Raw genomic sequence first — 26,645 nt, 5'->3', positions numbered from 1 at the left:
ATTATCCTATGTGGTTCTGCCTATTTTGTGCCTACTTATCTTCCATGGACTAACTCTCTTTTTGATGGGAGTGAATACGCTAAAAAGAAGAAAATGGAGGAGGGTCTTATTATGAGGTATGAATTTCATCCAAAATTAAAATTATTGCTGCAAAAACATTCTAGCGAACCTGTTCATATGACATATATCAACCACAAATGGTCGATGCCAAAAACAACGGTAAAACCACCCTATTATAAAAAGCCAATTTATGAGTTACATTATCCAAAAGTATGAGATAAAGAAAACTTCCATCAGTGCGGGTTTTTCCTCTTCCCCACTGATGGTTAGAAGGCGATGCCCCTGTTATCAGGCTCTTTTTATCTTACTCGCTAGTTCCCTGATTCACTCATTTTCCGCTTAAGCGCAGCGTGAGTTTGCCCCCAAAATATAAGCAAAATACCGATAATTTGCAGAAAATCAGGGCGATATGCTGTTAATACGATGTCCATAAAGATTGCAACTGCAGGATCTATAAACACAAGAACAGCGATTGTCCCAGAAGATAGCTTTGGCAAGCTGCTAAAAAACAAATAATAAACAAATCCAGTATGTATAATTCCTGTCAATAAAATATAAAACCAGTTTTCTCCTGTTAAATGGTTAAAATAATCCCATCTGACCAGTGGCAATAGCATAATAATCCCAACACTTGTTTGAATAATCGTTGTTAAAATCGGATTTAACTTTGCAATTTTCTTCCCTGTCAATGTCGTCAACGCATAAAATAAGGAAGCCCCAAATGCCCATGGCAATCCAGCTGAAATAAGATCATCAAAAGACAAATAATCTTGAATTCCACCAACCAATAACGTTCCAATAAAACAAATAATAACTGTTAGCAATACTTTCAAACTGACTTTTTCCCGATAAAGAAAGCTCCCCAATAAAACGACAAGAACTGGCGCCAAATGATAAATGGAAACCGCAACAGTCACTGACATATGCTCAAATGAACGGAAGAAGAAGACCCAGTTCACAACGAGAAACACGCCACACAGCACACTGTAGCCAATTTCTTTTCTCTCAATCGCTTCCTTTTTCCGCTGTGAAAATAAATAGACAATACTTAATACGACACACGCACAAATACATCGAATAAATACCAGTTCGATAGCTGGCAAATTCGTTTTAGCAGAAAAATAGCCAATCGAACCAAATATAGCCATTGATAATGCAAATTTCATTGCTGCGCTCATGCTATTCCTCCAAAACTGAAATCAAGTTGCTAGTTTTTTTACTTATTCTCCTATCATATAGAAATTTTTCATTTTAATAAATATGATAGATTACCAATTTGATCCTTTTTCAAAATCAAATTTCTCAGCAAACACAAAAAACCCCTTCTAAAGAAAGGGTTAAATTCTTTTTGCACCATAATATTTTGTTTTCCAATAAGAGTTGGATAGCTTGTCCACTTTTACTCCTTTTGAAGAGGAGCTATGAATAAACTGATTACTTCCTATGTATATACCAACATGGGATGCACCTTTTTTATATGTTTCAAAGAAGATTAAATCTCCTTTTTTCAATTCAGATTTCTTTACTTTTTTCCCTTTTGTATACATACTCGCGGCTGTTCTTGGCAGAGATTTGCCAACTTTTTTATAGCTATAACCAACAAATCCGGAGCAGTCAAATCCTTTCGGAGTGGTTCCTCCATATTTATAAGGAGTACCTATATAATTCTTCGCAACGGTAACAACCGATTTTTTTGAAGCGGCACTTGCTTCATTGGTACCAAATATGCCAGAAAAAAACAATCCAAATGACAGGAGTGACAAGACAATAACCTTTTTCATCCAGTGACCTCATTTACGTAAGATTATGTTCCCAAGGCTTCCTTCTATCAACAAATCTATCTTCTCATATTATTCAGATAATTAGGTTACATCTTTATAGAAATTGGATTACAATTCTATTACAATACTATATAAGAATAATATTCCTCTAATACCATTATCTTCTTTCTCCATCTGACCTAATTTCTCTGATGAAAAGATAGAACATGATATACTAATAGAAAAAAAGAGGGAGCGTGTAAGCCGTGGATTTTATTGCTATCGATTTTGAAATAGCGAATGCGGATATGGCAAGTGCCTGCTCAATAGGACTAGCTTATGTAGAAAATAATTCTATTATTAAAGAGGAATATTTTTTAATTAAACCTCCAAGTCTATTATTTGATCCAAAGTTTACAGCGATTCATGGAATAACCGAAAAAGATGTTGAGGAAGCGAAAAGTTTTCCGGAGGTTTGGGAATGGATAAAAGAAGCTATTTCTTCTCATACCATCATTGCCCACAATGCTCAGTTTGATATGAGTGTTCTCTATTGCTGTCTGGAAAAATATCAATTCGATATGCCTGATTTTTCTTATATTTGTAGCATTCCCATTAGTAATCGCGCAACTAGAGGGGCGAAGGTGGGCCAATCATTGAAGGAGCGAACATCTTATTTTGGTATTTCAATGGAAGAACATCATCACGCAGGTTCGGATGCGCGAGCATGTGCAGAGCTTGTCATTGCTTGCATTCAGTCGAGAAAAAAGGATTCGTTAAGTACCTATTGTGCTTCTTATCCAACTCTTCCTATTAAACAATTTTCTGAACTAAAACCACAAACTACTTTTGGCAGAGCTACTACTTTTTCTAAAAGAAAGCCAGTCAAAAAATTCTCATCAGTTTCCATTTCAGAAATTACGCCAACAACTGATTCTTTTGATGAGAACCACCCACTTTATGAAAAAAACCTTGTTTTCACTGGCGATCTACAATCACTTGAACGAAAAGAAGCCATGCAGCAAGTTGTCGACTTAGGTGGAGTCATCAAAAGTGGCGTCAGCAGCAAAACCGATTATTTGGTTGTCGGCGTACAAGACCAAAAGCTTGTCGGATCAGAAGGCATAAGTTCAAAAGAGAAAAAAGCATACGATTTACAAGCAAAAGGAAAGGCAATTGAAATTATCAATGAACAACAATTTTTAGCGTTATTGAATAAAGAGCGAGTAAATCATTAAAAAAGGCTGTTTTTCGTAAAGTTTGTTGCTACTACCCGCACCCGGAATACACTTCGCTTTCCGTCGGGCTCGTGCTGAGCCTCCCACAGAAGTCTTCGTGTATTCCGGCTGCTCCATTTTTCCAACTAATTCTTTTTTTCGATTAAAAAAACAACAATCCTTTAGAAAACAGCCTTAAAAAAAGAATTGAATTCATTTTCCCGTTAAAGAAGACTGCTTCACTATATTCTAATGAAGCAGTCTTTTTATAAGGCTCCTTTTCTCCTCTGCTGTCCCCTTTTCCATCGAAATGGAATTAGCAAAGCTAAAAACAATAAAAGTGCGACTACCTCAAGAACAAACACATAATACGGATATGGTCCCAAATAATCGAAAAGGGAACCATTTGCTGGCTTAGAGGCTAAAAACATATAATTACCACCTGTATATTTATTGACCATCCACGCCAGTCCAGCACAACTATTTAGAAAGGCGAATGACAGAAACAATCCTTTTTTTGTCGGTTTATATTGGTGGACAAGCACAAAGTAAAGACATGTCCATATAATAAGAATGTGCGTAACAAAAAAGTGAAAATAACGGAAATGGGGATAACCAAAAAACAATTCTGGTGTGACAATAGCCATTAATGCGCCTATAATTCCAATAAAATAAACTACTTGAAAAACAAGCTCCCATTTAGTAATTAGTAGCAGCAAGCAAAGAACTAAACTAATGGAACAAAGATGGAACGGCAGCATAAAAGTAGCATTCCATAACCGATCCTTATACATCCAATAATGATACATCGCCTCTAAACCTAGTAGTAATAGGAAAAAGACAAATCGAACAATACCACTTCGATTTTCGATGTCATTCCGAAAAACAGCAAGTAACACACCCCCTGTAATAAGAATGCCTATCATAACTAGATGGGATACAGAAAATAATTCAAAGGGGAAATCATTATCAAGATGCCCGTACCATCCCTTCATTTACACCATTCTCCTTTCTGGTATTTTCCGAAAAAATTATTTTTCCCAAATTTTTTTAGAAACTATGTATAAAAGTTTAATAGTTTGGGAATATTATAGACAAATACTACTGAAAAAGAAAAAGCATTTTTAAAGGAGAGGATCATGATGAAACTACAAACAAATACTGCAATGACTGATTTTATTGACAAAGATAAATTCGAATTAGAATCCTACCTTGAATATTTATTTAACATTGCTTCGGAAAAATAATCTGGAGGATACGCTGCTTTTCCAACTAAAAAAGCAGCGTATCCTCCAGGCTCCTGTTTAGAAAACTTTGTTAGGTTGCATTCCTCTTAAAGAAACAAGTCATCCATACACTTTTTTGTAAATTCCTTAGAAAAAGCACTTAATATTTCCAATTCAATTTGGTAAAATAGGAAAGCAATCTATCAAAATTAGGAGCGTCAAAAATGGTACTTTCTCGCATTAATATTGAAAATGCATGTGAACTACTAGACACTATCGATTTACTAAAGACCCAATTGCTTAAATATGGGATTGAAAAAGGCTTAAATGATCCCAATACCATTCAAATAAGTGAACAGCTAGACACATATATTGTCATGTATCAGAAAAAAATGGCTCAAAAATAGAATACTATACATAAATCCTCTGCGAATCCTCATCTAAACCGATTACTAATTAGCGAATAAGATTAATAATATCTTTCATTGCTGCCGCTGCTGCGCCCTTCGGATGAGACGCACCGCCAACACAGCAAATGGTTCCCATCTCTTCCGTTTCAAACAAAATTCCTTTATTTGTTCCCTTTACATGAATTAGCGGATTTTCAGGAGGAATGATTTCTGGTTTTACTTGTAAAACCAACCTATCTCTTTGCTTTTTTGCTGATGCAATCAGCTTCCACTCACACCCATTTATTTTAGCGCGTTGCATATCCGCTTTTGTGACCTTTTCTATGCCATCTACCACAATATCTTCTAATGTTAGATTAGTATGAAATAAGCCATTTGCTAGTAGCAGTATTTTGCATGCACTGTCCAATCCTTTAATATCTAAATCGGGATTCTTCTCCGCAATTCCATTTTCTTGTGCTAGCTGCAATGCTTTTTCAAAAGTTAGATTCCCCTCTGACATACTTGTCAGAATGAAATTAGATGTCCCGTTTAAAATCCCTTTTATCGATTGAATAGTGCTGCCTGCCAAACTAAATTCACCAATATCTAATGTAGGTAACGCTGCTGCTGTAGCTCCACTATACTTGATATACCGCCCTTTTGCCTTTGCAATTGCCAGTAATTCAGGCAAGGAATGAACAAGTGCCCCTTTGCTGACAGAAACAATATCCATATTCGCCTCAAGCGCTTGTTTTATATAAGAAAGGGCGGGTTCTCCTGTTTCTAGATTCGTTGGTGTACATTCTACGAGAATATCCCCTTTCATTGATGGAGATTCAAGCACTAAATCTTTCATGCTAGCATATTGCGAAATTCCAATTGATCCTGTGGGGAGCCCGTGCAATATAGATAGATCTAATCCTTCTGGGTCATAAATCATCCCAATTGAGCCAACCACTCCGATTACTGTATATTCTGTATGATATTGTTCTATGAACGCTTCTTTTTTACGATATAATAATTCGACAAATTCTTTAGCAACTGTGCCATATCCAGTAATAACTATTTTTCTTTGCTTCATCGCCTTTATTATTCCTTTCTTTGCTTTTCTTGCTATAGATTTCTGTCTTTTTGTAACTATTTCCTTTATTTTGGATTAAAATTTTTGATGTCAGTAAATTTACTGTAACTTTTCGTTTGCATCACCGTGTTATACATAATAGGGGGCGAAGATGAAGGATTCTATCGATACTATTTATCAAACTTATTTTAATGCACTAGTGTTGCATAAATAGTGTCATAATTTTCAGTTTACTCACCTTCCCTGTTTAGAGGCAAAAAAGTAAATACCCAATCAAAGGTGGCCCCATCCATTTGGAAATTTATTTACAATTAGACTTTTGCAACGACGACAATTTGCATATTTAAGGGATGGCTTTTCCTTCAATCTTTCGAAGCCAAACATTCGCTGGTTTCCACAATGCAGCCCTTAGATAACGGCTAATCTGTAAGGTTTTTCGCTTGCTTCTGGTCTCGATTTGCACGAGAACATGTAGGCAAAAAACAATTAGTGCGATAAATACTTGATTTTGAATCGCCCATTCGCTTTGACCGTAGAACTTTTTGATGCTGAGATGTTGTTTGATCCATTTAAAAAACAGCTCAATTGCCCACCGTGATTTATACATTTCTGAAATTTCTTCGGCGCTTAAATCAAAACGATTTGTAATTAAATGAAGTTCATTTCCTTTTGAGTCCATCACTTTTAGAAGCCGAAAGTAATTTTCAGCACGGTTTTGAGTCGTACCTATCAACACCATTTGGTCTGATAAAACAGCTGTATCCTTGGGTAGCTTAAAATCGTAAACGTTCCGTATGACTGCATTTTTGCGTAGCCGTGAAAGAAAGAAGTAGCCATCATCAGTCATGCGATCAAAGCGCTCGTAGTCTAGATAACCACGGTCAAACACATACATGCATTCCTTGTCATCCACCATGATTTCAAGCTGACCACGGTCATGTTCTTTTGCCGTTGTCATAACGGCCTTTTCAGGATAGGATATACCCTTTTCCATAAACACAAGGCGCAAATGTAACTTTACACCTGCTTTTGTTTTGCGGAATTTAGCCCATTTATGATTGGTCAAATTAAGTGGCAATGTGCTTGAATCAATGATTTTTAACGGCATCACGAGTTTCGTGTAATGCGTTTTGGCATGAATTTGTGACACTAAATCAAGGAAAAGCCTTTGAAATAGATCAGGGTTTATGCCGTTTAACCGCCGTGACAACTGAGAAATACTAATAGAATCAAGGTCTATCCCTTTTTGAAGCTGGTCATCGAAAAGACAATCACCCAGCGCATGCAGACTTTCAATTTCTTGTAGCTGCGCAAAAAGTAGTAATTTTAGAAATGACTCTGTCGTTAATTTTTTCGTATAGTAATCTAATTTCATCGTTTTCACGTTTTCTTCAAATAATTGAAGATTTATAGGTGAAAACCATTGTCCAAATGAAGTTTTTCGTGTAATCTTGTCCATGTGATGGTCCTTTTTTAGTGGATTTGGACGGGTTACCACCTGACTAATCCATTATAAAGGACTTTTTCTTTGCGCAAAATAATAATATTGAACATTTTGAGTATTTTTAATAGTGAATTTAAATTAATGCAACACTAGTGATTTTAATGATATATATTATTTTCTCCTTTCACTCTGCCATAATCATCATTCTGCAGAAGATTTAGTTCAAGAAACATTTTTTAGGGCACATCTCTATCTAGAAAATTTTCAAGGAAAAAATGTGAAGGCTTGGCTTTTTACTGTTGCTTATCATGTATTTATCGATCAGTTTCGAAAAAATAAGCGACTAGTAATCAAAGAGGATGATTTCTTTCAAAGAAAGATGGATAACGCACAGAGAATAGAGGAGACAATCGTACTAAAAGAAGATATCCAAAGGGTTATAGACATTCTAAAAATATTACCTGAGAAACAAAAGATGGCTGTATTATTAGCTGATTTTCATGAACTAACAACAGAAGAAGCCGCAGCGGTCATGAACGTTAGTCCTACCTACTTTAAAGTACTACTGTTCCGGGGAAGACAGATTATAAGACAGAGGAGGAAAGAATTCCATGAGTGAGGAATACAAAAAAAAATTAGAGGCCTTTAAACGAGGAGAACTTTCGGAAGTGGAAGCGGAAGAAATGGAAAGGGATTTAGAAAAAGTCGAACAATATTTACAAGTTTTTGAGGAAGCTGAAATGGGAAATCAAGAACAAGCTGTAACTCCGATGATGGATCAAAAAAAACAAAAGAAAATTTTAAGAAAGGGAAAATGGAAAGCCAGATTTCAAACAGCATTTACTGCCTTAGGACTAATAATTACTTTCACCATTATTTCTTCCATTTTAACTGCTGTTTATTACTCCTGGGGCACTCCAGATAGAACGGATGTATACCGAAACATCATTGATTTAACATTAACTGTAACAGATCCATACGGTCAGTTTAGTGGAACCAGCACAAATACAAAACCTTACTTTGGACTGGAAGCAACAACAGATATAGAAAAACGGGTTGGAGATGAAATCTTTAAAGTAGGAGAATATAAAACAAATTTTTTATTTTCGATGATGAGTTTTCCAGAAAAGGAAACAGAGGGAATTATACCACAGCAACAACCTTCTTTTTCTTTTTTATCAAAAGAAACCTCTCCATCAGAATGGAACAGACTTGAAAAAGTAAAGAGTGGTACTGTCTCGTCTGTTTATCTGTCCTTTTCTGAATTATTATCTACTAATGAAGTCTTTGATCATTTTAAAGATAGAAATTTAGATATTATCTGGTTTGCAGTAGATACAGGAGTAGAAGCTAAAGAGGAATATGGATTCGAAGCCATTGGATTTCCTAGTACACCAATATGGCATGATGATGATATGATCACGGATTCCGTAGAAGAGGAAGGAAATTTTTGGTTCTCAGTGGAATCCAGCTCCGCTTCTTCACCTGAGTATACAGAAGGAGATTCCAAGATTCTACATCAACAATTTCTAAAAACACTAAAATTTTTAGAGCCCTATGAAAAAAAGGCAGAAAAGTTTCATTTCGGTCATTTAGACTTAGACAAGCGATTAGAGTATCTGGAAAAGCATGGGGTTTATCACTATGGAATTGTCATTACAGGTCCCACAGAGGAAATATTAAAGTTGAAAAAGGAAAGCTGGATAAACGACATTCGCATTGATGAAATAAGTTTTTGGAATTGGAATAGATAAAAGCACAGGCTGTTTTCGTATAGTTTGTTGCTATTACCCGCAGCCGGAATACACTTCGCTTTCCGTGTGGCTCGCGCTGAGCCTCCTCAGCTTTCGCCTCCGGGGTCTCAGACTGTCTCGCTAATCCCCGTGGCGTCTTCGTGTATTCCGGCTGCTCCAATTTTCCTATTAATTCTTTTTTCCTATTGAAAAAACAACAATCTTTTAGAAAACAGCCAAAACAAAAAAATGACCTACAGCGCAATATGTCCCTGTAGGTCTGTTCTTCTTATAAATATTTTCGGTGCAGCGCTTTTCCGTCATAGCTATAAACAAGCTGTTTATCTTCTACCACTGTTTCAATATGCACGCCTCTCCCCCATAATTGATGAATATACGGAAGTACTTTTTCTAAATATTTCAAGTCTAATTCAATTCCTTCATAACCATGCTTTAAGTATAGCTCACCATTTTTATTATAATCACCATCATTGACTGTAATATATGGGAATCCACCGTTAACCCTCATGCTTACTAATTGATCACGTACCTGCTCCCATGCTTTATCGACAATTTTATAATCTCTGCCTTGCTTTTGGAAAAGATACATGTCTTCTCTCATCACGAGATCTTTTGTTAAATAGTTTCTTAGAAAAGAAATATCTGATTCTATTTCGCGAACCTCAAACATCTTTTCCCGTCCTGAACCTTGCTTAACTCCGCGTTTCTTCATTTCCTCAGTTGGATTATTATAGCGTTCCTCAATATCTTCAAATATCTTTAATCCTAGATAATAGGGGTTTATGCCCGTTTTAGACGGCTGTACAACCCCTGCATTTAGCTTCGCAAATTCAATCGCTTCTGCACTTGTTAAGTCTAATTCCCTGACAATTCGCTGATGCCAGTAGGATGCCCAGCCTTCATTCATGATCTTTGTTTCTAATTGAGGCCAGAAATAAAGCATTTCCTCTCGCATCATCGTTAAAACATCCCTTTGCCAGTCCGTGAGCTCTCTACTAAAGTTTTCGATAAAAAGTAATAAATCTTTCTCAGGCTGTGGCGGGAATTTCTTCGCTACCTTTTTCTTTTGCTTTTTTGGTTTATTTCGGTCATCCAATCCCCATAATTCATCATAAGGAGTACTGGTTGGTTCTTCTTCCTCCACAAACTCTACATCATCCATCGACCATGCCAATTTAGGTCTCATCAAGCTTGGATCAATATGTTCATCAATGGCTAATACAGCATCCAAAAACGTTTCCACTTCATGCTTTCCATATTTGATTTCGTATTGGCGAATTCGATCGGCTGTTGCTGCCATGCTTTCGACCATTTCACGTTTCGTATTTTGAAACCGCACATTATTTTTAAAGAAGTCACAGTGTGCCAGAACATGGGCAACGATCAGTTTATTATTGATTAACGAGTTACTATCAAGCAAAAATGCATAGCACGGGTTTGAGTTTATAACTAATTCATATATTTTTGACAATCCTAAATCATAATGTAGTTTCATTTTATGAAACTGTTTTCCAAAACTCCAATGGGAAAATCGAGTAGGCATTCCGTATGCACCGAATGTATAAATGATATCCGCAGGACAAATTTCATATCTCATTGGATAAAAGTCTAGTCCAAATCCAGAAGCAATCTCGGTAATTTCGTCAATGGCATATTCTAATTCCTTTTGTTCTACCTCATTCATTCCGCTCTCTCCTTTCACCGTTTAAACTAATGTATGAAGGGAAAAAGTGAATCATGTGTAAATTGGATAGAAATTGCGATAGATCGATGGTTTTTATTTATAAGATAGGTAGAGTTTTTGGGATGAGTAGAGATACTTCTTTTTGTGGATTTTAATCTTTTGGGAGATCTCCTAGAGTAGCGCTTTACTCTTGACTGATCCTCGGCTTTCATTCACCTGATGAACACCACTTTTCGCTTGCCCCCTCTGATTTTTGGCTTTCATTCGCCTGATGAACACCACTTTTCGCCTGCCCCCTCTGATCCTCGGCTTTCATTCACCTGATGAACACCACTTTTCGCTTGCCCTCTCTGATTTTTGGCTTTCATTCGCCTGATGAACACCACTTTTCGCTTTCCTCCTCTGCTTTTCGGCTTTCATTCGCCTGATGAACACTATTTTCTGTTTTACACTCCTTTGCTTTTCACAGATTTCATTTCAAAAGAAAATGGAGCATTCACTAGGAACACTCCTTCTTCCTTTATTCTATTATCTCTTTCACTTTTTTCACGACGTGTCCGGAGCTGCCTTTGTCTTGCACGGCTTCCATCATCATTGCAATCAAGAAGTCTTTTTTGTCTTTATCATAAGTGACATACCAGCCGTTTTCTGTTCCTTTTTCGCCTTGCTTTTCTTTTAATTCAGCTGTTCCTGTTTTTCCTGCGAACGTTTTGCCACTTATTTTTCCGCCACGTGCTGTACCATTTGGATTTTCAATAACTTGCTGTAAGTCATCTGAAATCGTATTGGCAACCGATTCGTCCATGATTTTTTCTTTCCAAACTTTCCCCTTCTCGTCACTATCTAATAGGGTAGGTGTCATTAGATTTCCACCTGTAACAAACGGAGTATATGCTGTCGCAAGGTGAATCACACTCATTTCTACATGCCCTTGACCATAGCCTGAGTCTGCTAATAAAATTTCTGTATCCAATTTGCCATATGTGGATGTTTCAATTGGAAAAGCATAAGTAAACGGCTCTTCAAATCCAAATTTCTTTAACTCGTTTGCAAATTTTTCTTTCCCTAAATCAAGCGCTGTTTGCGCAAAGTAAATATTATCACTGTAAAGCAAAGCATCTGCAAGATTTACTGGAGCTGAGCTGCTATGCACTCTTGTAACAAAATAACCGCCCCATGATTTATCCTTTTGCCATTGCTTTGTGGTAATCTTCCTTTCCTGTTCAGGAGTAATCACGCCCTCTGTTAATGCAGCTGCTGCTACAAGAGGCTTCATTACAGAACCAGGTGCATATTTATTTTTAAAACGATTGGTAAAAGGATCTAGCTTATTATTATCGTATGCTTCTTTCTCAGACGTTGTCAGACCAACAACCATCTTGTTTGGATCAAATGCAGGGCTGCTAACCAACGCAAGTGTTTCTCCTGTTTGTGGATTAATAGCTGCTGCTGTACCTGCCTCTCCATCCATTTTTTCATATATTTCTTTTTGTAAATCAGCGTCTATTGTCAACTTTATATTTTCGCCATTTTGTACTTCTTTTTTCGCCAAAGTAACCGTACTGCCGTCTGTCTTTTTAATTGAAATTTGTTCACCATTCGAACCTTTTAGTCGTTCTTCCAGTACTTGCTCCAAGCCTCTTTTTCCAATTACATCTGTGCTTGAATAGCCTTTCTCCTGATTTTTCTCGAGCTCCTCTGCAGTGATGTTGCCGATATAGCCAATTAAATGTGCAGCACTTTCGCCAAATGGATAAATTCTTCCTTTTGTATCTTGCTTTTGCACACCAGGTAATGCAAAAAGTTTATCTAAATAAGCACGATCTCCTGTTGCTACTTTTTTAATCGGAACAAAAAAGCTTGGTTGTACCCAATCTGCATTGAGTGCTTTCTCTACTGTATCTTTTTTAATATCTAAAAGCTTTGCTAGTTCATTAACAACGGCATCTGGATTATCTCCCATTTGTTCTGGAACAAGTCCAATTTCATAAATTACACCATTCATTGCTAACGGATTTTCATTTTTATCGACAATACTGCCTCGTTCTGCTGGAATCGTGTTGACAGAAATTTTGTCGTCAGGACCTAACTCCGAAAAAATATAAGTAGTATCCCAATTAATATACCAATTCTCGTCTTTCTCTCTCTCTTCTTTCACCAGTGCAGCCTGATTATCAAAGCTGATTTCTCCTGCCATGCTGTTCATTTTAACCGAAAATGGAATTTCTGCTTTTTCTACTTTATTGAACTTCTCGTCTTCTGCTGGTTTCTTATATGTGATCTTTAAATCTTTAATACTTAAGTCTTTGTAGATCTTTTCATATCTGGCAACAAAGTCTTCTTCCGAAATATTTTCTTTTGCTTCTGTTGAAAGAAAGGCATACATATCTTTGAATTTCTGATCATTCCAAAGTTTTATATATTGTGATAGCCGTTCATCTGGGGTAGGATCATTTTTATTGCATCCTGTTACCACTGCTATCAAAATTAATATCAGTAAAAGCATCCATCTCTTTTTCATTCCTATCTCCCCTTCTAATCTACTACTACTAGCGTACCATTTTTTCCTCAAAACGGATAAAGAATTATATACAAAATTTAATTTTTTTATCTCTTATTTCCTACACTCTGTATATTATTATCTTCCTAAAAAAATAATAACTCTATTACGAAAACCAATCGAAAAAGTTACAAATAGTTTTTGACATACTTTTTTAGCATCTTTTGCTAAAATACAAGCTAAGGGGGAAACATGTATGATTGTGTTATTTGATGGGGTTTGTAATTTATGTAGTAAAAGTGTGCAATTTATTATAAAAAGGGATCCTCATAACCAATTCCTTTTTGCTTCTCTGCAAAGTGAAATGGGAAAAAGTCTTTTAGAAAAACATCATTTATCCGAGGTTGATAGTGTCGTTCTTATTAAAGAAGATATGTACTATATGGAATCAGATGCGGCTTTGGAAATTTGCCGCCATCTTTCTAGTGGATGGAAGCTTCTAGCTATTTTAAAAGTGATTCCTTCCTCCATAAGAGATCCTCTTTATCAATTTGTTGCTAGAAATCGTTATAGATGGTTCGGCAAACAAGACTCTTGTATGCTTCCAACAGAAGAGATGAAGAAGCGTTTTTTGTAATAGCCCCTCTTTTTTCAAAATGCTCTGATCCTCTCTCCGTTTGCTTTTTCAAAGTCAAAACAATTACTGAAGAACTGCTCCATTACCTTTCCAAATATCATCTTTGCAATAAAAAAAGCAAAAAAAGACCGCTTTCCCATCAGAAAACGGCAGAAAATTGGAGATAAAAGGACTACTCGTAAAACAGATATTGGGGTTTAATAGAAATCTCAATTTCTATTAAACATGCTCAATTAAGTTTATTGTGCTCATAATTAGAAGGCGTAGGTGGGCACTTCTAAAAATAGCAAAAATATTCTTAATATATTGCGGTAAAACCAATTAAATCATATTATAAAGATAGATGAATTCTTGATTTCCAAGTATATATCGCCATTTTACGGCATTTTACACTGTTTTCCCCCAAAATTCATTACAAAATATAACTTTAGGAATATTCATAAAAAAGGTATGCTTTTCTAAGTAGGAGTGAAGCGATTGGATTTTTCAGCAGCTGGAGAAAAAATCAAGGAATTACGCAAGCAAATGGGGTTATCACAAAAAGAACTTGCTCACAATATATGCACACAGGCGCAAATTAGTAAAATAGAAAAGGGAGAAGTGCTTCCACTGTCTTCTACTCTTTATCTTATTTCTCGGCGGCTGGGCGTTGATGTGAACTATTTCTTCGATATCGGCACAACACCAAGACTTGATTATGTAGAAGAAACCTTTCGACAATTAAAAACAGCACGAAGAAATACCGACTATCAAACATTAAAACAAATTGTAAAAGCAGAAGAAAAAAACCCTCTATTTACGCACCATAAAAAAAACTATCAAATGTTACTTTGGCATAAGGCGATTTATGTCTTTGAAATCGACCGTGATTTTAATCGAGCGGTAAACCTTATAAATGAAGCAATTGAGCTTACCTTTGATACCGTCTACACAGAAAGAGAGCTAGAAATCTTTATTAGCAAAGGGATCTTTTACTATGAAGAAGGTTTCATCGATGATTCCTTGACCATTTATCAACAAGCATTTAAAGCAGTAAATCAACTTCCATATTTACAAGATGATACAATTAAAAGTAGGTTATACTTTAATATTGCTAAATCATTAACAGATCAGTCGCGGTACGATACTTCGATTAACTACTGTAAGGAAGGAATCGATTGGGCTATTCAGCAGGATAATCTTTATCTGTTAGCTCACTTTCACTATCATATAGGATATAACTACGAATTACAAAAGAATTTTGACCTAGCTTCTCAATATATGAGAGATGCCCTCATGATTTTCCAATTAGTAAAAGACTCTCGATATACGGACTATATTGGAAATAAAATAAATAGTTGGCAAAACTAATCGTTTATAAAGAAAGCTTCCATCACAGAGGTCCCCCACGGATGGATAGTTACACTTATCAAACGTTAAGAGTTGGAAAGATGTCTTGCAAATATTCTCTCCCCACTTAAATGTGTGGGATGATATTTGAAGGCATTTTTGTTTGTTTTCCCCCCTCAAATATACCTGGTTAATTATACCTTTATTGATTCACCAAGTCCTCTCCACGATATCCTAAGCCCTATTGATAATTAACCATGAGAAATTACCTATTTTTCTAAAACTCTATTTTTTTTAGCGAAATAAAAGGTCAATAGTCTGATAGGTTATGGTAAGATAGGTATACCAAAGTTTATTCATTAGGAGTGAGTAATAAAAAATGAAGAAGAAAGTCACAGTATTGACAACTACTGCGATTCTGTCAACCACTTTCGCAGCAAACGCCTCGGCTAGTACTTATGTAGTAAAAAAAGGGGATACATTAGGACAGATTGCGCAGAAATACAATACTACTGTTAATGAGTTAAAATCTCTTAATAATCTTTCCTCAGACCTTATTTTAATCAATCAAAAATTATCAATTGCAGATAGCTCAAAGTCTACAAGTAGCAATACTACTACAAGTAATCAATCTTCAACAAAGACAAGCACTGCTGCAAAAACGTATAAAGTTGTTTCAGGGGACTCCCTTATAAAAATAGCAAATAAGCATTCTATTTCTTTAGGTGAGTTACAGCAATGGAATAATCTCTCATCATCGCTTATTTATCCTGGTGATATTTTATATGTTTCCAAACCTGGAACTGCTACCAATACACCAGCGTCAAATTCATCCAATAATTCTGGAAACGCTGGCAATACAACGGTTAAAGAAACTACTTCTGCATCTACAGCCACATATACAATTAAAAGTGGAGATACTTTAAGCAAAATTGCTTCTACTTATAAAATGTCTGTAAGTCAATTGAAGCAGTTAAATAATCTTAATTCTGATTTAATTTTCCCAGGGCAAAAACTGAAGGTTACTGCTTCTGAAAAGGTAACGAATACAGGGAATAATAATTCCTCATCTAGTACAGCAACCCCTATTTCCACGGGAAATAATGGACAATCCTATGCTTCTAAGGTAGTTTCTGCTTCAAAAAGTCTAATTGGCCTACCATATGTTTGGGGCGGTTCGACTACTGCTGGCTTTGACTGCAGTGGATTTGTTTACTATGTATTAAACCAAAGCGGTAAATCAATTGGACGTTATTCTGCTGAAGGCTACTATGATCGCAGCTATTATGTAGATATTCCAGCAGTTGGGGATATTGTCTATTTTAAAAATACTTACAAACAAGGTATCTCTCATTTAGGTATTTATATTGGCAACAATGAATTTATTCACGCTGATTCAAGCGGCGTTCGTGTTACAAGCTTAGATAACTCGTATTATAAAGAGCATTTTGATAGTTTTAAACGCTTGTATTAAAAGATAATGGTTGATGGTGGCTGTCTAATTTGGCAGCCTTTTTGTGTTTTTCTGGTTGTGGGGTGATTTTTTGGGTTGGCTGATTTCCTCTTCACTTTAGCTGATATATTTGTGCGTTGGCTGATTTCCCCTTCTCTTTGGCTGATATATTCCTAGTTTGGCTGATTTCCCCTTCTCTTTCGCTGATATATTCTCCGTTTGGCTGATTTCCTCTTCTCTTTGGCTGATATATTCCTAGTTTGGCTGATTTCCCCTTCTCTTTGGCTGATATATTCTCCGTTTGGCTGATTTCCTCTTCTCTTTGGCTGATATATTCTTAGTTTGGCTGATTTCCCCTTCTCTTTGGCTGATATATTCTCCGTTTGGCTGATTTCCTCTTCTCTTTGGCTGATATATTCCTAGTTTGGCTGATTTCCTCTCTACTTTGGCTGATATATTCCTAGTTTGGCCGATTTCCCCTCTATTTTGGCTGATATCAGCACTACTACAATTAATTTTTCTCTTTTCACTGCCCAAGTCACAGCTATCCGGACATATTTTTGTTCATTCCCTATATTCTCAGCTTTAAAACTATTTACTAGTTCCTTCTTTACTTCCATTCTTATGTCCTCTACCATCTCCTCGCAAAAAGCGTTATAATTAAAGAATGGACTTTTTTCGCGCGTCATTTTTCAACGTTATTTATGAAGCGCAAAAAAAGCATAATACGGAATCAATAAACTAATAAATGTTCTTGGGAGGGATACATTATGCTTCAAGAAAAATATTTAGAGCCATTGAATTTTTGTGCAGAAAACTTAATGAATTTATTGGATGCAAATGATCCCCGAATGAAAAACATTGTAGAAAAGGGACTTCTTTTATATAGGCAAAGCTTTGTCTATCAAGTCAAATTTTCCAATGAAATAGTGTCTGGAATGATCCAGGATGTTATGCCAGTGAAGGCAACATTGGATTTGGATTATATTCAATACAGCTCTTGTACTTGTCATGCGGAAGGTTTTTGTCGCCATCAGCTTGCTTTGTTTTTCTATTTACTTGCTCAAGTTGGAAAGGTGTCAACTTGGTTAGAGGCTTGGAGAAAGCCAATTAAAAATACGGAACTGCTAAAGAATCTCGGCATTATGCGAGCAAGCGACTTATTGAAGGAATCCGAGGATAAAGAACCAAATTACGAAGACTGGATGGAAACCTTTGATAAGAGTTTTCATTCGCTTATGCCTACGAATGAAAATAAACCATATATGATCGCAGAAACGTATTATATTTATATGCGAAAAATAAAAGCAGCAACTCCTCTGCAAACAGAGTGGAAGCTTCTTTATTTAGTCATCGCTCAAGTATTTACATTTAAACAATTATTAACACTTAGCAAAAATCTGGATCATAATACACAAACGATTAATCGTTATTATCGACATCTTTTCCAAGATTTAATGAACAGCATTGATGATAATCTTTATAAACTATCGAACTTTACCTTGCCATTTGCTTTTGACGACTTTTTAGTTCGTTTAAAGGACGGCCTGAGTGCGATTCTCACGATCCAACCAAATTTAACATTTGAATGTATTCAGCTTTATCGACTTATGTGGACAAATCTCTTTGCTATTAAGAGCTGGAGACAAGATGAATTGGAACAGCTATTAGCTAATGAAAATCCGACATTTTCTGAAAATGTTGCTATTATCCATTTGGAAATTCTGCTCGAAAAAGATGTGGATGCACTTAAGGTGATTCAGTCTCTTGATTCTCAGGTTACTACCTATATGCTTTATTGGATTGACTATTTGTCGAGTCGGAAATCATGGAAACGAATGGACTTATACGTTCCAGCGTTTATTCAAGAATTGAAAACTTACTTATCTGAAGATGAGGATGATGAGTATTGCTATGAATTTACGCAAATGGCGTTACGAGCAATTTCTCCTTTTTGCATGACAATGAATAAAGAAGATTTATTGGAAAAAGCTTATATTCATACCCTTCCATACAGCTATCGCAAATATGAGGATTTCTTGTTTGAGAAAAAACAGTTTGATAAATGGATCGATCTATTTACAATGATGGGATACGGACTAGATAATCTACATAAAGAGCAGATAAAATTATTGCAGGATTACGATTATTCTTTACTGCTTTCTTTATATCACCGTTCTATTCAAGAGCATATTGAGGGGAAAAATAGGGACCATTATCGAATCGCTGTCCGGCAATTAAAGAAATTGCGTACCCTTTACAAAAAAATGAAAAAGCAAACCGAATTCGAGCAATTCTTACTGGTTATCTTAGAGCGTACGAAACGATTAAGAGCCTTTCATGAAGAATGTAGAAAGGGAAAGCTAATCCATGTTGAAAACTAATTATTTAAAAATAAATGTTCATTATTATGAGAATAAAGGATTTTTTTTAACAGGTGAAATAGAGGATCATTATCTTTATCCAAACTATTGGAAAAGGCTTCTTTTTCAACAGCATCAGGAAAGCTATTACGGTACGGTTATAGATACTGTAACAATAGACGGGATAGAAGGAATATTAGTAAGCGGGTGGCAATTGGTCACTCTACTTGCTACCGAGGGATTTAATCGATATATCGAATGGGATTGGAACGATACAGCGCAGGTTTGTCTTGCTGCTGCACCAAGTATTCTTGAAGCCATTACCCATAAAGAATGGATACCAGATTTCAGTCAATGGGAAATCGGGAATTTCCAATGGTCTCTTCCTCATCGTATAATAGAAGAATTTGATCCAAGCTTCTGGGAAATGGAGCTTCATGAAGAGTTAGAAGGGCAAACAAATAATGACTTTATTCATCAATGGTTTCAGCAGTCCCTTAATCAATATTTAGATGGGCATCAAGAGACAAAACAAAGTTTCCACGAACAGATGGACACATTAAAGAACGCAAATATTCCAGCAGAGCAGCTTTCCGCTTATTTTACGGAAGATAAATGGCAGGAATGGATGGGCTTAAAAGAGAACGACTATCCCTTTACATTAGGAATTCGTTTAGATGAACCGACTGAAATTGATACAACCTGGGATTTGGATTTATTTTTGAAATCGAAGGAAAATCCTGACCTTGTCGTGGATATCTATGATGAAAGCAATATGCCGAAAAAGTGGCTGAATTATGCCTCCTATATAGAGGAAGAACAGCAGCGTTGGCTCCTTCTTTTTCCATGGCTAAAAGGAACAAAAGGAATAACGAATCAATTAACGGAGGAAGAAGCATGGCTTTTCTTATCAGAAGCGAGTGAGACATTCCTCGCACTTGGCGTAGATATTCTTCTTCCTTCTTGGTGGCAAGCAATGAAATCAGCAAATCTGAAAGTGAAGGCTAAAGTGTCCAGTTCAAGTCATCGTCCATCCTATGTAGGCCTTCAAGCGATGCTGGACTATAACTGGCGGTTCTCTATGAATGGTGTTACGCTTTCTGAAGAGGAATTCCATAACTTAGTAGAAGAAAAAAGGCGACTCGTCTTTATTAAAGGGCGTTGGATAAAATTAGATCCTGCTTTCATTCGACAAATACAAGATTTAATGAAAAAAGCCGAAAAAGAAGGTTTGCATGTCCGCGACATTATCGAGCAGGAATTAATGCAGGCAGAAGAACAGCAAAATGATGAGCTAGAGAATCCAAAAACGTTTGCCAAAATCCAAATTGAACTGAATAGACAATGGCGAACAATGATTCATCAATTAAAGGAAGTCAGGAATCTGCCATTGGAGGCAGTTCCGCAAAACTTTTTAGGAGATTTGCGCGACTATCAAGTACTTGGAATGAGCTGGCTCCTCTTCTTAAGAAAGTATGGATTTGGTGCTATATTAGCTGATGATATGGGACTTGGAAAAACGGTCCAGCTAATCTCTTATCTTTTAAAAGTAAAAGAGATTGAAAAGGAACAGACAGCCCCTGCACTTATCATCTGCCCTACTTCTGTACTTGGCAACTGGCAAAAGGAATTAGAACGATTTGCCCCTGACTTAAACGTTTATCTTCATTATGGCGCGAACCGCTTAAAAGATGAGGTATTTGTGCAAAAGGCACAGGAATCAGATGTTGTCTTAACTTCATATGGATTAACACATATTGATTTGCAAAGCTTTCAAGACTTAACATGGAGTACCATTGCGATTGATGAAGCGCAAAATATAAAAAATGCGCAAACCAAGCAGTCAAGAGCCGTAAGAAAGTTAAAGAGTCAGCACAACATTGCGCTTTCTGGAACACCGATGGAAAATCGTCTTAATGAGCTCTGGTCTATTTTTGATTTTACCAATCATGGCTATTTAGGAAGTCTTGGACAATTTCAAAAGCGCTTTGTGATTCCGATTGAAAAAGAAAATAAACCCAAACAGATTCAGCAACTGCAGACACTTATTCGCCCATTCTTATTAAGAAGGACGAAAAAGGATGAAGAGGTTGCCTTAAATCTCCCTGATAAATTGGAACAAAAGGAATATTGTCCGCTAACAACAGAGCAAGCCGCCTTATATGAACAACTAGTAACAGACACATTTGTCCAAATCGAGCAGCTATCTGGATTTGAGCGTAAAGGGCTTGTCTTACAAATGTTAAGTAAATTAAAGCAGCTTTGTAACCACCCTGCACTTTACTTAAAAGAACAGACACCAACAAGCCTATTGGATCGATCAGTGAAAATGGAAAAATTAGCGGAACTGACCGAAACCATTATGGAGCGGAAAGAAAGCTGTCTTATTTTCACTCAATACATTGAGATGGGGCATATGATTCAGGAAATGATGATGAAGAACTTCAAGGTTGAAGTACCATTTTTAAATGGAAGTATGTCCAAGCAACAGCGGGATCGCTTAATTGAACAATTCCAGAATGGAGAATTCCCCATTTTTCTTCTTTCCCTAAAAGCGGGGGGAACCGGATTAAATTTAACAGCGGCAAACCATGTCATTCACTATGATCGTTGGTGGAATCCAGCTGTTGAAAATCAAGCGACAGACCGTGCATACCGCATTGGGCAAACTCGTTTCGTTCATGTTCACAAACTTATTTGTACAGGAACATTAGAAGAAAAAATTGATGCGATGCTTGAGAAAAAACAATCATTAAATGATCAAATCATCCAAAATGAAAATTGGATGACCGAGCTAACGACCGATGAATTAAAAGATTTGGTTTCATTGAATAAGGCTGGGACATAAGTATTCCAGCCATAGATAAACCCGAACAACTATCAAAGAATCCTAAATGGTTGTTCGGGTTTTATTAGTTTTATAAAAGGTTGTTTCAGTACAGTTAGTGTTAATATCCGCAGCCTGAATACACTTCGCTTTCCATGGGGCGAGCGCCGAGCCGCTTCGGCCTCTGGCCTGCAGGGTCTCGGACTTTCTCGCAGCTCCCATAGGAGTCTACGTGTATTCAGGCTGCTCCATATTTCCTACTAATTCATTTTTTCTAAAAAAACAATATTTTTTAGGGTATTGCCTTTAAAAACGGAGTGGAATGGAGCGGAAGACACTCGACTCCTGCGGGAAGTAGAGCAAAACCTAAGACCCCACAGGCTTTAGCCGAGGAGGCTTAGGTTGCTCCCCGCGGAAAGCGAGTTTCTGTAGCGCAATGGAACGAATTAGTTTTTACACTTGACTATATTTAAAAACATAAATAACCATTGTATAAAAGAAACCTTTATTTAAGAGATAAATTAGAGATTGTTCGTCTTTACAGATTGGCTATTTAGTTTTGTCCCAGCCTCTTCTTATTTATCCTCAGGAATCTTTATATCTTTTCGCTTCTCTTCTTTACTCATCTTATAGAAATAAACAGTTTTTGTTGTTAGATGACCGGCTAAATCTGTTGCTGTGAATTCAAATTCGTTCAAGCCTGGTTCTAGATCTAATTCCACCTTTTTCACTGTTTTTTCTAAACTTCTCATTGCATATGGCTGTTTGAATGTTTGATAATACAGCTCACTTCCATTTAAGGCTAACTGAATTTCATCAAAATTATCCTTTACCGTAACGTGAACAGTTGGATTTTTACCATTACTATTAACAATACGATTACCAGAAAGTCCATTGAAAGAAATAGATGGAGCTTCTGCATCGACGATAAAGCTGCGTTTAAATACTGCCGTATTATCAGCATTATCTGTTGCTTTTATTTCCACGGAATGAACGCCATTATCATAAGGAATTGACGTAGTAAATGTGTACTCGGCTTTTTCCTCATTGTAGACAGTGTCTACTTTTTTTCCGCCAATCGTAAACGCTTTGATGCTAGATTCATCTTTAATTGTTCCGCTAAATGCAATTTCTTTATCTCCATACACCTCTAACGCTTCTGGGGTATTTAGGGAAATTACTGGGATGGTTTTATCCTTCTTCACTTCTTCTGCAACGATACTCGTCTCCTGCTTATTGCCTGCATAGTCATAAGCAACGACTGTTACAGCTGTGCCTTCCTCTACTTCATTTGGTAAAGTATATTCTGTTGTCTCTCCACTCAATAGAGTCTCTAAAATAGATTTTCCATCTACTAAAATATCTAAATGTGAAACGCCTGAGCCATTTTTATTATCTGATGCAGCAAATTCCAACGCTTTATTATCCTCTACTAAAGCTACTTCAACAGACGGACTTACTGTATCAACAATAACTGGAATATCAACTACTTGCGGCTTCGCTCCTGGATAATCAAGAGTAGCACTAATGCGATAGAAATATTGACCTTCGACTAGTTTTCCATTCACCTTACCATCCCATGCCCATTTCGAATCAAGGGCATAACTTGTTCCTCTACCACCATCATAGTAATTTTTTCTAATTTCCTCTTGTGTTCTTAAAGTTCTTACCGTTTTCCCTTTATTATCAATGATTGAAAATTGAACCGTCTTTGCGTTTCTTAAAAACGATAGAACTGGAATAATCTCTTCCTGTACTCCATCGCTATTTGGAGAAATAGCAATTCCCTCTTTTGTAAACTTACTTGTAATAGGATCATATCCTAGGTAAAGGAAGTCTTCCCCTTCTTTCGTCACGGCTCCGGCCATGCCATAGAAAGAAGTTTCATCATATTTCATACCATCCAAAATCGGTGCTTTGTTCCAATCCCCTTTAAATCCGACGTAAGGAACTGTTAATGTTGCATTTGTTTCTTCTGGATCTGTTAAGGTTACATATCCCTCAACAAAGTAACCATTTTCAAATACACGATCAATTGCTACAGGTGTTTCCCAGCTACTTGTTAGAGAAGGATCAATTACTTTTGCATTTTTTAAATCAACAGAAACTTTGATTGTTTTGCTTTTATTTGCCGGAATAGTAATGGTTGTTTGATCACTACCATTTACTTTAATTTTTGCATCCAAAATTTTCTGTGCTTCTAACAAATCAGCGGAATAACCTAATTCCCCGTATGCAGCAAAATCCGTTTGTACATTTGCAGCAACATCATACTTTACCTTTTTATCACTATAGTTTTTCGCTTCTAACGTAAAAGTGAAAGTCTTTCCTACTTCTTTCAATGCAACTTTTCCTTCTTTTGTCTTCTTCTCCGTTACAATAACTGGTGATTGTAACGCTGCATGTAACTGCATAAGACCTGCACCTTGGCGACGTGGAGAATATGGAACATCCCAGTCAAATGCACTGTTCACTGTTCCAATATCTGTTACTGGTTTTGCTGTGTTCATCAATAGATTTTTCGCCATGTTTACTCGTTCAAAACCTGAGACATCAAATTCATTATCCACACGTTCTAACACAAGCGCAGAACCCCCGGAAACATGCGGAGCTGCCATTGATGTTCCACTCTTCATACCATATTGATTATTTTCAAGAGTTGAATAAATTTGTCCACCTGGTGCTGTAATTTCTGGCTTAAAGTCTAAGTTTGGCGTTAGTCCCCAAGACGTGAAACTACTCATTTTTCCAGCCTCTGGATTTGCTGAAGTCGTTTTCTCGCCACCAAATGTAATCGAGATATTTTCTCCAGCTTGAAGAGCTGCCGCTAGCTTATCCCCATCTGTTTTTAATAAGAACAGCTGTGGAATGTTAATACTTGCATCTGTCGCCATGCTAACAAATCCATCTGTATTATTATATATAATGACACCAGCCGCTCCTGCTTGCTGTGCATTGATAGCCTTATCAACGAATCCAATTCCACCTCTTTGAATTAGCGCATAATTATCTTTTACATCAACTGCGGCTAATTCTTCTGGTGTCCCTAAGCCAGCATATACGATCTGGAATGTTTTCTCTGCTACTGTATTTGGATGAACACTGCTTGCGGATAAGAATCCAGCTTGTCCAGACGTATCACCATATTGATAAGAAAGTGCATCAATATCTATGAAACTATTTTCAATAGAAGCCACTTGTAAACTATCATACGCTACACCAGGTGATCCAGAAACACCGATATCTGGATTTGAGCTAGATGGATTCGCAAAACCATTTCCAAAATGAGCAGAGTTTCCAGCAGAAATGGACATCATGATTCCATTTTCCACTGCGCGTTCAATTGCCTGTTGTTCTGGAGCATCAGCAGCAACAAATCCTGCCGTAGATCCTAAACTCATATTAAGGACATCTGCTCCTAATACAATTGCATCATCGATTGCTTTAATATAAATATCTCCCCAAGTAGTAGAGACACTAGGGTCATTTCCGAAAACTTTTAAAGCTAAAAGCTGTGCTTCAGGAGCAACCCCTTTGATTCCGTTATTATCTTCATCTCCATTTGCTCCGACAGTGCCTGCAACGTGCATCCCATGCATGCTTGCCCCTGCAGCGATATCTTGGATAATATCATTCTCATCCATATAGTTATATCCATAAGGAACCTTTTCACTATAGAATTTACCCTGTAGTCCATTTTCGTCTTTAAATTTACTAATTTCTTCTTTTGTTAATTCCTGTTCTGTTTCTTCTGACAGAACCATATCTTTATGTTTTGGATCGATGCCGGTATCAATGACCCCAACAATCATTCCTTCTCCTTTAAAACCATAATCACGCCATGCATCTTGTGCTTGTACAAGTTCTTTACTATAGATCATGTCCGCTTCTTCTTCTGGTCTTTCATATGCTGTGGCAATATGTACTTTTGCTACTTCAGGAAGTTCTTCCATTTTTTCGATATCACCATATTTCATCTCTCCACTAAAGCCATTAAAAATAGTTGTGAAATTTTCTAGCTCTTTAAATTTTACTTTTTTCGCTTTTACTTTTTCTTTCACTCTTTTTTGTTCGGCCAACTTGTCCGTCTTTAATTTTTCTTTTGTTGATTTAGACAATTCTTTTACTTGCTTTGCCTGGGCTTGAGCATATTGCACTGTTGGCTCGGTATTCATTTCAACAACAACTCGGACCGTATCTGTTGCTTTATAAGCGGTCTCAAGCTCGTCCAACTTAATGGTTTGGACATTTAACTGGTTTTCCCTTCCCTTCTTACTAACTACTTTATCTGGTACTGTTGCTGCCAATACACTATTTGAAAATAGCATAAAAAGCATAATAACTAGAACAAATACTTTTCTTAGTTTCACGTTAAAACTCCCCTCTGAACCTTCTATATTTTTGGAATATATCGAACTATATAAAAATATCACAATATTCTTTCATTTATTAAGTGATAAAAGTACTGTCTCTTCCTTTTATTTCTAGTAATTTAGTAAGTAAATATCGCATTATCCTATTTTTTTCGTCAAAAGCAGACGTCATTCAGCTTTTTTTCCATTTTTAGGATGGTTCTATGTATGTAATGATTAGAAAAAAAGCTCTGTAATAAGATCTTTATCTATAAAGTGAAACTGCCATCAGTGGGGAATTTTCTGCAGTTTGAGTTGGGGATCTTACTGCCAGTGAAGAGTGGGATAAAAGTTACAGCTTTAACGAGAAATTCGTTTGAACAAATAGTGAACAATATAGAACAACCTTTTACCAATATAATTTTTAGAACAACTGAAATATTAAAAACAGATTAGGGTGAACATTTTTGTACTATAGATAAGAAAGATCTCTTATTTATGTAAAAACTTAAAAAATTATCCTGTTTAGATGAATTCCTACAGTTAAGGTATAATAGAGAAAATGG

At 36.4% G+C, this 26,645-nt stretch carries 20 protein-coding genes; 10 read left to right on the top strand and 10 right to left on the bottom strand.

Features of this window, described 5'->3' with window-relative positions:
• Window positions 1-111: 111 nt before the first annotated feature.
• A complete protein-coding gene (locus tag NST60_RS13420; protein ID WP_016203379.1) occupies window positions 112-276 on the top strand; it encodes a hypothetical protein in 165 nt (54 codons plus the stop codon).
• A gap of 95 nt (window positions 277-371) precedes the next feature.
• On the opposite strand, the gene NST60_RS13415 is transcribed toward NST60_RS13420, so the two are convergent.
• Together NST60_RS13415 and NST60_RS13410 are read right to left on the bottom strand one after the other, a co-directional pair.
• The gene (locus tag NST60_RS13415) at window positions 372-1,238 is read right to left on the bottom strand and encodes a DMT family transporter (RefSeq protein WP_169189373.1); all 867 of its coding nucleotides are present in this window, start codon (window positions 1,236-1,238) and stop codon (window positions 372-374) included.
• 159 nt (window positions 1,239-1,397) lie between these two features.
• A complete protein-coding gene (locus NST60_RS13410) occupies window positions 1,398-1,841 on the bottom strand; it encodes a C40 family peptidase (RefSeq protein WP_016203382.1) in 444 nt (147 codons plus the stop codon).
• A gap of 245 nt (window positions 1,842-2,086) precedes the next feature.
• On the opposite strand from NST60_RS13410, the gene NST60_RS13405 reads away from it, so the two are divergent.
• Window positions 2,087-3,058 carry an exonuclease domain-containing protein gene (locus NST60_RS13405; protein ID WP_016203383.1) on the top strand — a complete coding sequence of 324 codons (972 nt, stop codon included), beginning with the start codon at window positions 2,087-2,089 and terminating at the stop codon, window positions 3,056-3,058.
• A 245-nt stretch (window positions 3,059-3,303) separates the two neighbouring features.
• Here NST60_RS13405 and NST60_RS13400 read toward each other — a convergent pair whose 3' ends face one another.
• The gene (locus tag NST60_RS13400) at window positions 3,304-4,032 is read right to left on the bottom strand and encodes a YwaF family protein (protein WP_016205467.1); all 729 of its coding nucleotides are present in this window, start codon (window positions 4,030-4,032) and stop codon (window positions 3,304-3,306) included.
• A gap of 455 nt (window positions 4,033-4,487) precedes the next feature.
• Here NST60_RS13400 and NST60_RS13395 point away from each other — a divergent pair, with 455 nt between their 5' ends.
• Entirely contained in the window at window positions 4,488-4,670 is a 183-nt protein-coding gene (locus tag NST60_RS13395; RefSeq protein WP_016205468.1) for an aspartyl-phosphate phosphatase Spo0E family protein, read from the top strand.
• A 49-nt stretch (window positions 4,671-4,719) separates the two neighbouring features.
• On the opposite strand, the gene NST60_RS13390 is transcribed toward NST60_RS13395, so the two are convergent.
• Together NST60_RS13390 and NST60_RS13385 are read right to left on the bottom strand one after the other, a co-directional pair.
• Window positions 4,720-5,748, bottom strand: a complete 1,029-nt coding sequence (locus tag NST60_RS13390) for a homoserine dehydrogenase (protein WP_407939871.1) — start codon at window positions 5,746-5,748, stop codon at window positions 4,720-4,722.
• A gap of 331 nt (window positions 5,749-6,079) precedes the next feature.
• Window positions 6,080-7,195, bottom strand: a complete 1,116-nt coding sequence (locus NST60_RS13385; protein ID WP_169187985.1) for an IS4 family transposase — start codon at window positions 7,193-7,195, stop codon at window positions 6,080-6,082.
• A 151-nt stretch (window positions 7,196-7,346) separates the two neighbouring features.
• Between NST60_RS13385 and NST60_RS13380 the strand changes: the two genes are divergently transcribed.
• Both NST60_RS13380 and NST60_RS13375 read left to right on the top strand, forming a co-directional pair.
• On the top strand, window positions 7,347-7,799 hold the full coding sequence (locus NST60_RS13380; RefSeq protein WP_051994067.1) for a sigma-70 family RNA polymerase sigma factor: 453 nt from the start codon (window positions 7,347-7,349) through the stop codon (window positions 7,797-7,799).
• Window positions 7,792-8,934, top strand: a complete 1,143-nt coding sequence (locus tag NST60_RS13375) for an anti-sigma factor (RefSeq protein WP_341098954.1) — start codon at window positions 7,792-7,794, stop codon at window positions 8,932-8,934. The genes NST60_RS13380 and NST60_RS13375 overlap by 8 nt, the downstream gene beginning before the upstream one ends.
• Window positions 8,935-9,202: 268 nt before the next feature.
• On the opposite strand, the gene NST60_RS13370 is transcribed toward NST60_RS13375, so the two are convergent.
• The 3 genes from NST60_RS13370 to NST60_RS13360 all read right to left on the bottom strand — a co-directional run bounded on the left by NST60_RS13370 (window position 9,203) and on the right by NST60_RS13360 (window position 13,139).
• On the bottom strand, window positions 9,203-10,618 hold the full coding sequence (locus NST60_RS13370) for a SpoVR family protein (RefSeq protein WP_101729833.1): 1,416 nt from the start codon (window positions 10,616-10,618) through the stop codon (window positions 9,203-9,205).
• A 260-nt stretch (window positions 10,619-10,878) separates the two neighbouring features.
• Entirely contained in the window at window positions 10,879-11,004 is a 126-nt protein-coding gene (locus NST60_RS13365; RefSeq protein ID WP_263479745.1) for a hypothetical protein, read from the bottom strand.
• Between the two features lie 134 nt (window positions 11,005-11,138).
• Entirely contained in the window at window positions 11,139-13,139 is a 2,001-nt protein-coding gene (locus NST60_RS13360; RefSeq protein ID WP_341098950.1) for a penicillin-binding transpeptidase domain-containing protein, read from the bottom strand.
• A gap of 235 nt (window positions 13,140-13,374) precedes the next feature.
• Between NST60_RS13360 and NST60_RS13355 the strand changes: the two genes are divergently transcribed.
• From NST60_RS13355 to NST60_RS13345, 3 genes are all read left to right on the top strand, one after another.
• On the top strand, window positions 13,375-13,755 hold the full coding sequence (locus NST60_RS13355) for a thiol-disulfide oxidoreductase DCC family protein (RefSeq protein ID WP_101729835.1): 381 nt from the start codon (window positions 13,375-13,377) through the stop codon (window positions 13,753-13,755).
• Window positions 13,756-14,223: 468 nt separating this feature from the next.
• Window positions 14,224-15,105: a helix-turn-helix domain-containing protein gene (locus NST60_RS13350; RefSeq protein WP_341098949.1), complete on the top strand. Its 882-nt coding sequence runs from the start codon at window positions 14,224-14,226 to the stop codon at window positions 15,103-15,105.
• 358 nt (window positions 15,106-15,463) lie between these two features.
• On the top strand, window positions 15,464-16,558 hold the full coding sequence (locus NST60_RS13345) for a C40 family peptidase (RefSeq protein WP_169189377.1): 1,095 nt from the start codon (window positions 15,464-15,466) through the stop codon (window positions 16,556-16,558).
• Between the two features lie 419 nt (window positions 16,559-16,977).
• Here NST60_RS13345 and NST60_RS13340 read toward each other — a convergent pair whose 3' ends face one another.
• Entirely contained in the window at window positions 16,978-17,157 is a 180-nt protein-coding gene (locus tag NST60_RS13340; RefSeq protein ID WP_101729837.1) for a hypothetical protein, read from the bottom strand.
• A gap of 150 nt (window positions 17,158-17,307) precedes the next feature.
• Between NST60_RS13340 and NST60_RS13335 the strand changes: the two genes are divergently transcribed.
• Both NST60_RS13335 and NST60_RS13330 read left to right on the top strand, forming a co-directional pair.
• The gene (locus NST60_RS13335; protein WP_341098946.1) at window positions 17,308-18,921 is read left to right on the top strand and encodes an SWIM zinc finger family protein; all 1,614 of its coding nucleotides are present in this window, start codon (window positions 17,308-17,310) and stop codon (window positions 18,919-18,921) included.
• The gene (locus NST60_RS13330; RefSeq protein ID WP_341098944.1) at window positions 18,908-21,748 is read left to right on the top strand and encodes a DEAD/DEAH box helicase; all 2,841 of its coding nucleotides are present in this window, start codon (window positions 18,908-18,910) and stop codon (window positions 21,746-21,748) included. Before NST60_RS13335 ends, NST60_RS13330 begins: the two co-directional genes overlap by 14 nt.
• Window positions 21,749-22,302: 554 nt before the next feature.
• Here the strand turns inward: NST60_RS13330 and NST60_RS13325 are convergent.
• Complete coding sequence (locus NST60_RS13325; RefSeq protein ID WP_016204812.1) at window positions 22,303-26,097, bottom strand: S8 family serine peptidase; 3,795 nt, start codon at window positions 26,095-26,097, stop codon at window positions 22,303-22,305.
• Between the last annotated feature and the right edge of the window lie 548 nt (window positions 26,098-26,645).

This window comes from Niallia sp. FSL W8-1348, assembly GCF_038006745.1.
In the GTDB taxonomy this organism is placed as follows: Bacteria; Bacillota; Bacilli; order Bacillales; family Cytobacillaceae; genus Niallia; species Niallia alba.
This window is presented reverse-complemented; position numbering and strand designations above follow the sequence as displayed.

Excerpts from the sequence above, each read along its gene's own strand:
- NST60_RS13420 (WP_016203379.1), top strand. The coding sequence starts at position 112 with ATGAGGTATGAATTTCATCCAAAATTAAAATTATTGCTGCAAAAACAT.
- NST60_RS13415 (WP_169189373.1), bottom strand. The coding sequence starts at position 1,238 with ATGAGCGCAGCAATGAAATTTGCATTATCAATGGCTATATTTGGTTCG.
- NST60_RS13410 (WP_016203382.1), bottom strand. The coding sequence starts at position 1,841 with ATGAAAAAGGTTATTGTCTTGTCACTCCTGTCATTTGGATTGTTTTTT.
- NST60_RS13400 (WP_016205467.1), bottom strand. The coding sequence starts at position 4,032 with ATGAAGGGATGGTACGGGCATCTTGATAATGATTTCCCCTTTGAATTA.
- NST60_RS13395 (WP_016205468.1), top strand. The coding sequence starts at position 4,488 with ATGGTACTTTCTCGCATTAATATTGAAAATGCATGTGAACTACTAGAC.
- NST60_RS13385 (WP_169187985.1), bottom strand. The coding sequence starts at position 7,195 with ATGGACAAGATTACACGAAAAACTTCATTTGGACAATGGTTTTCACCT.
- NST60_RS13375 (WP_341098954.1), top strand. The coding sequence starts at position 7,792 with ATGAGTGAGGAATACAAAAAAAAATTAGAGGCCTTTAAACGAGGAGAA.
- NST60_RS13370 (WP_101729833.1), bottom strand. The coding sequence starts at position 10,618 with ATGAATGAGGTAGAACAAAAGGAATTAGAATATGCCATTGACGAAATT.
- NST60_RS13360 (WP_341098950.1), bottom strand. The coding sequence starts at position 13,139 with ATGAAAAAGAGATGGATGCTTTTACTGATATTAATTTTGATAGCAGTG.
- NST60_RS13355 (WP_101729835.1), top strand. The coding sequence starts at position 13,375 with ATGATTGTGTTATTTGATGGGGTTTGTAATTTATGTAGTAAAAGTGTG.
- NST60_RS13345 (WP_169189377.1), top strand. The coding sequence starts at position 15,464 with ATGAAGAAGAAAGTCACAGTATTGACAACTACTGCGATTCTGTCAACC.
- NST60_RS13340 (WP_101729837.1), bottom strand. The coding sequence starts at position 17,157 with ATGGAAGTAAAGAAGGAACTAGTAAATAGTTTTAAAGCTGAGAATATA.
- NST60_RS13335 (WP_341098946.1), top strand. The coding sequence starts at position 17,308 with ATGCTTCAAGAAAAATATTTAGAGCCATTGAATTTTTGTGCAGAAAAC.
- NST60_RS13330 (WP_341098944.1), top strand. The coding sequence starts at position 18,908 with ATGTTGAAAACTAATTATTTAAAAATAAATGTTCATTATTATGAGAAT.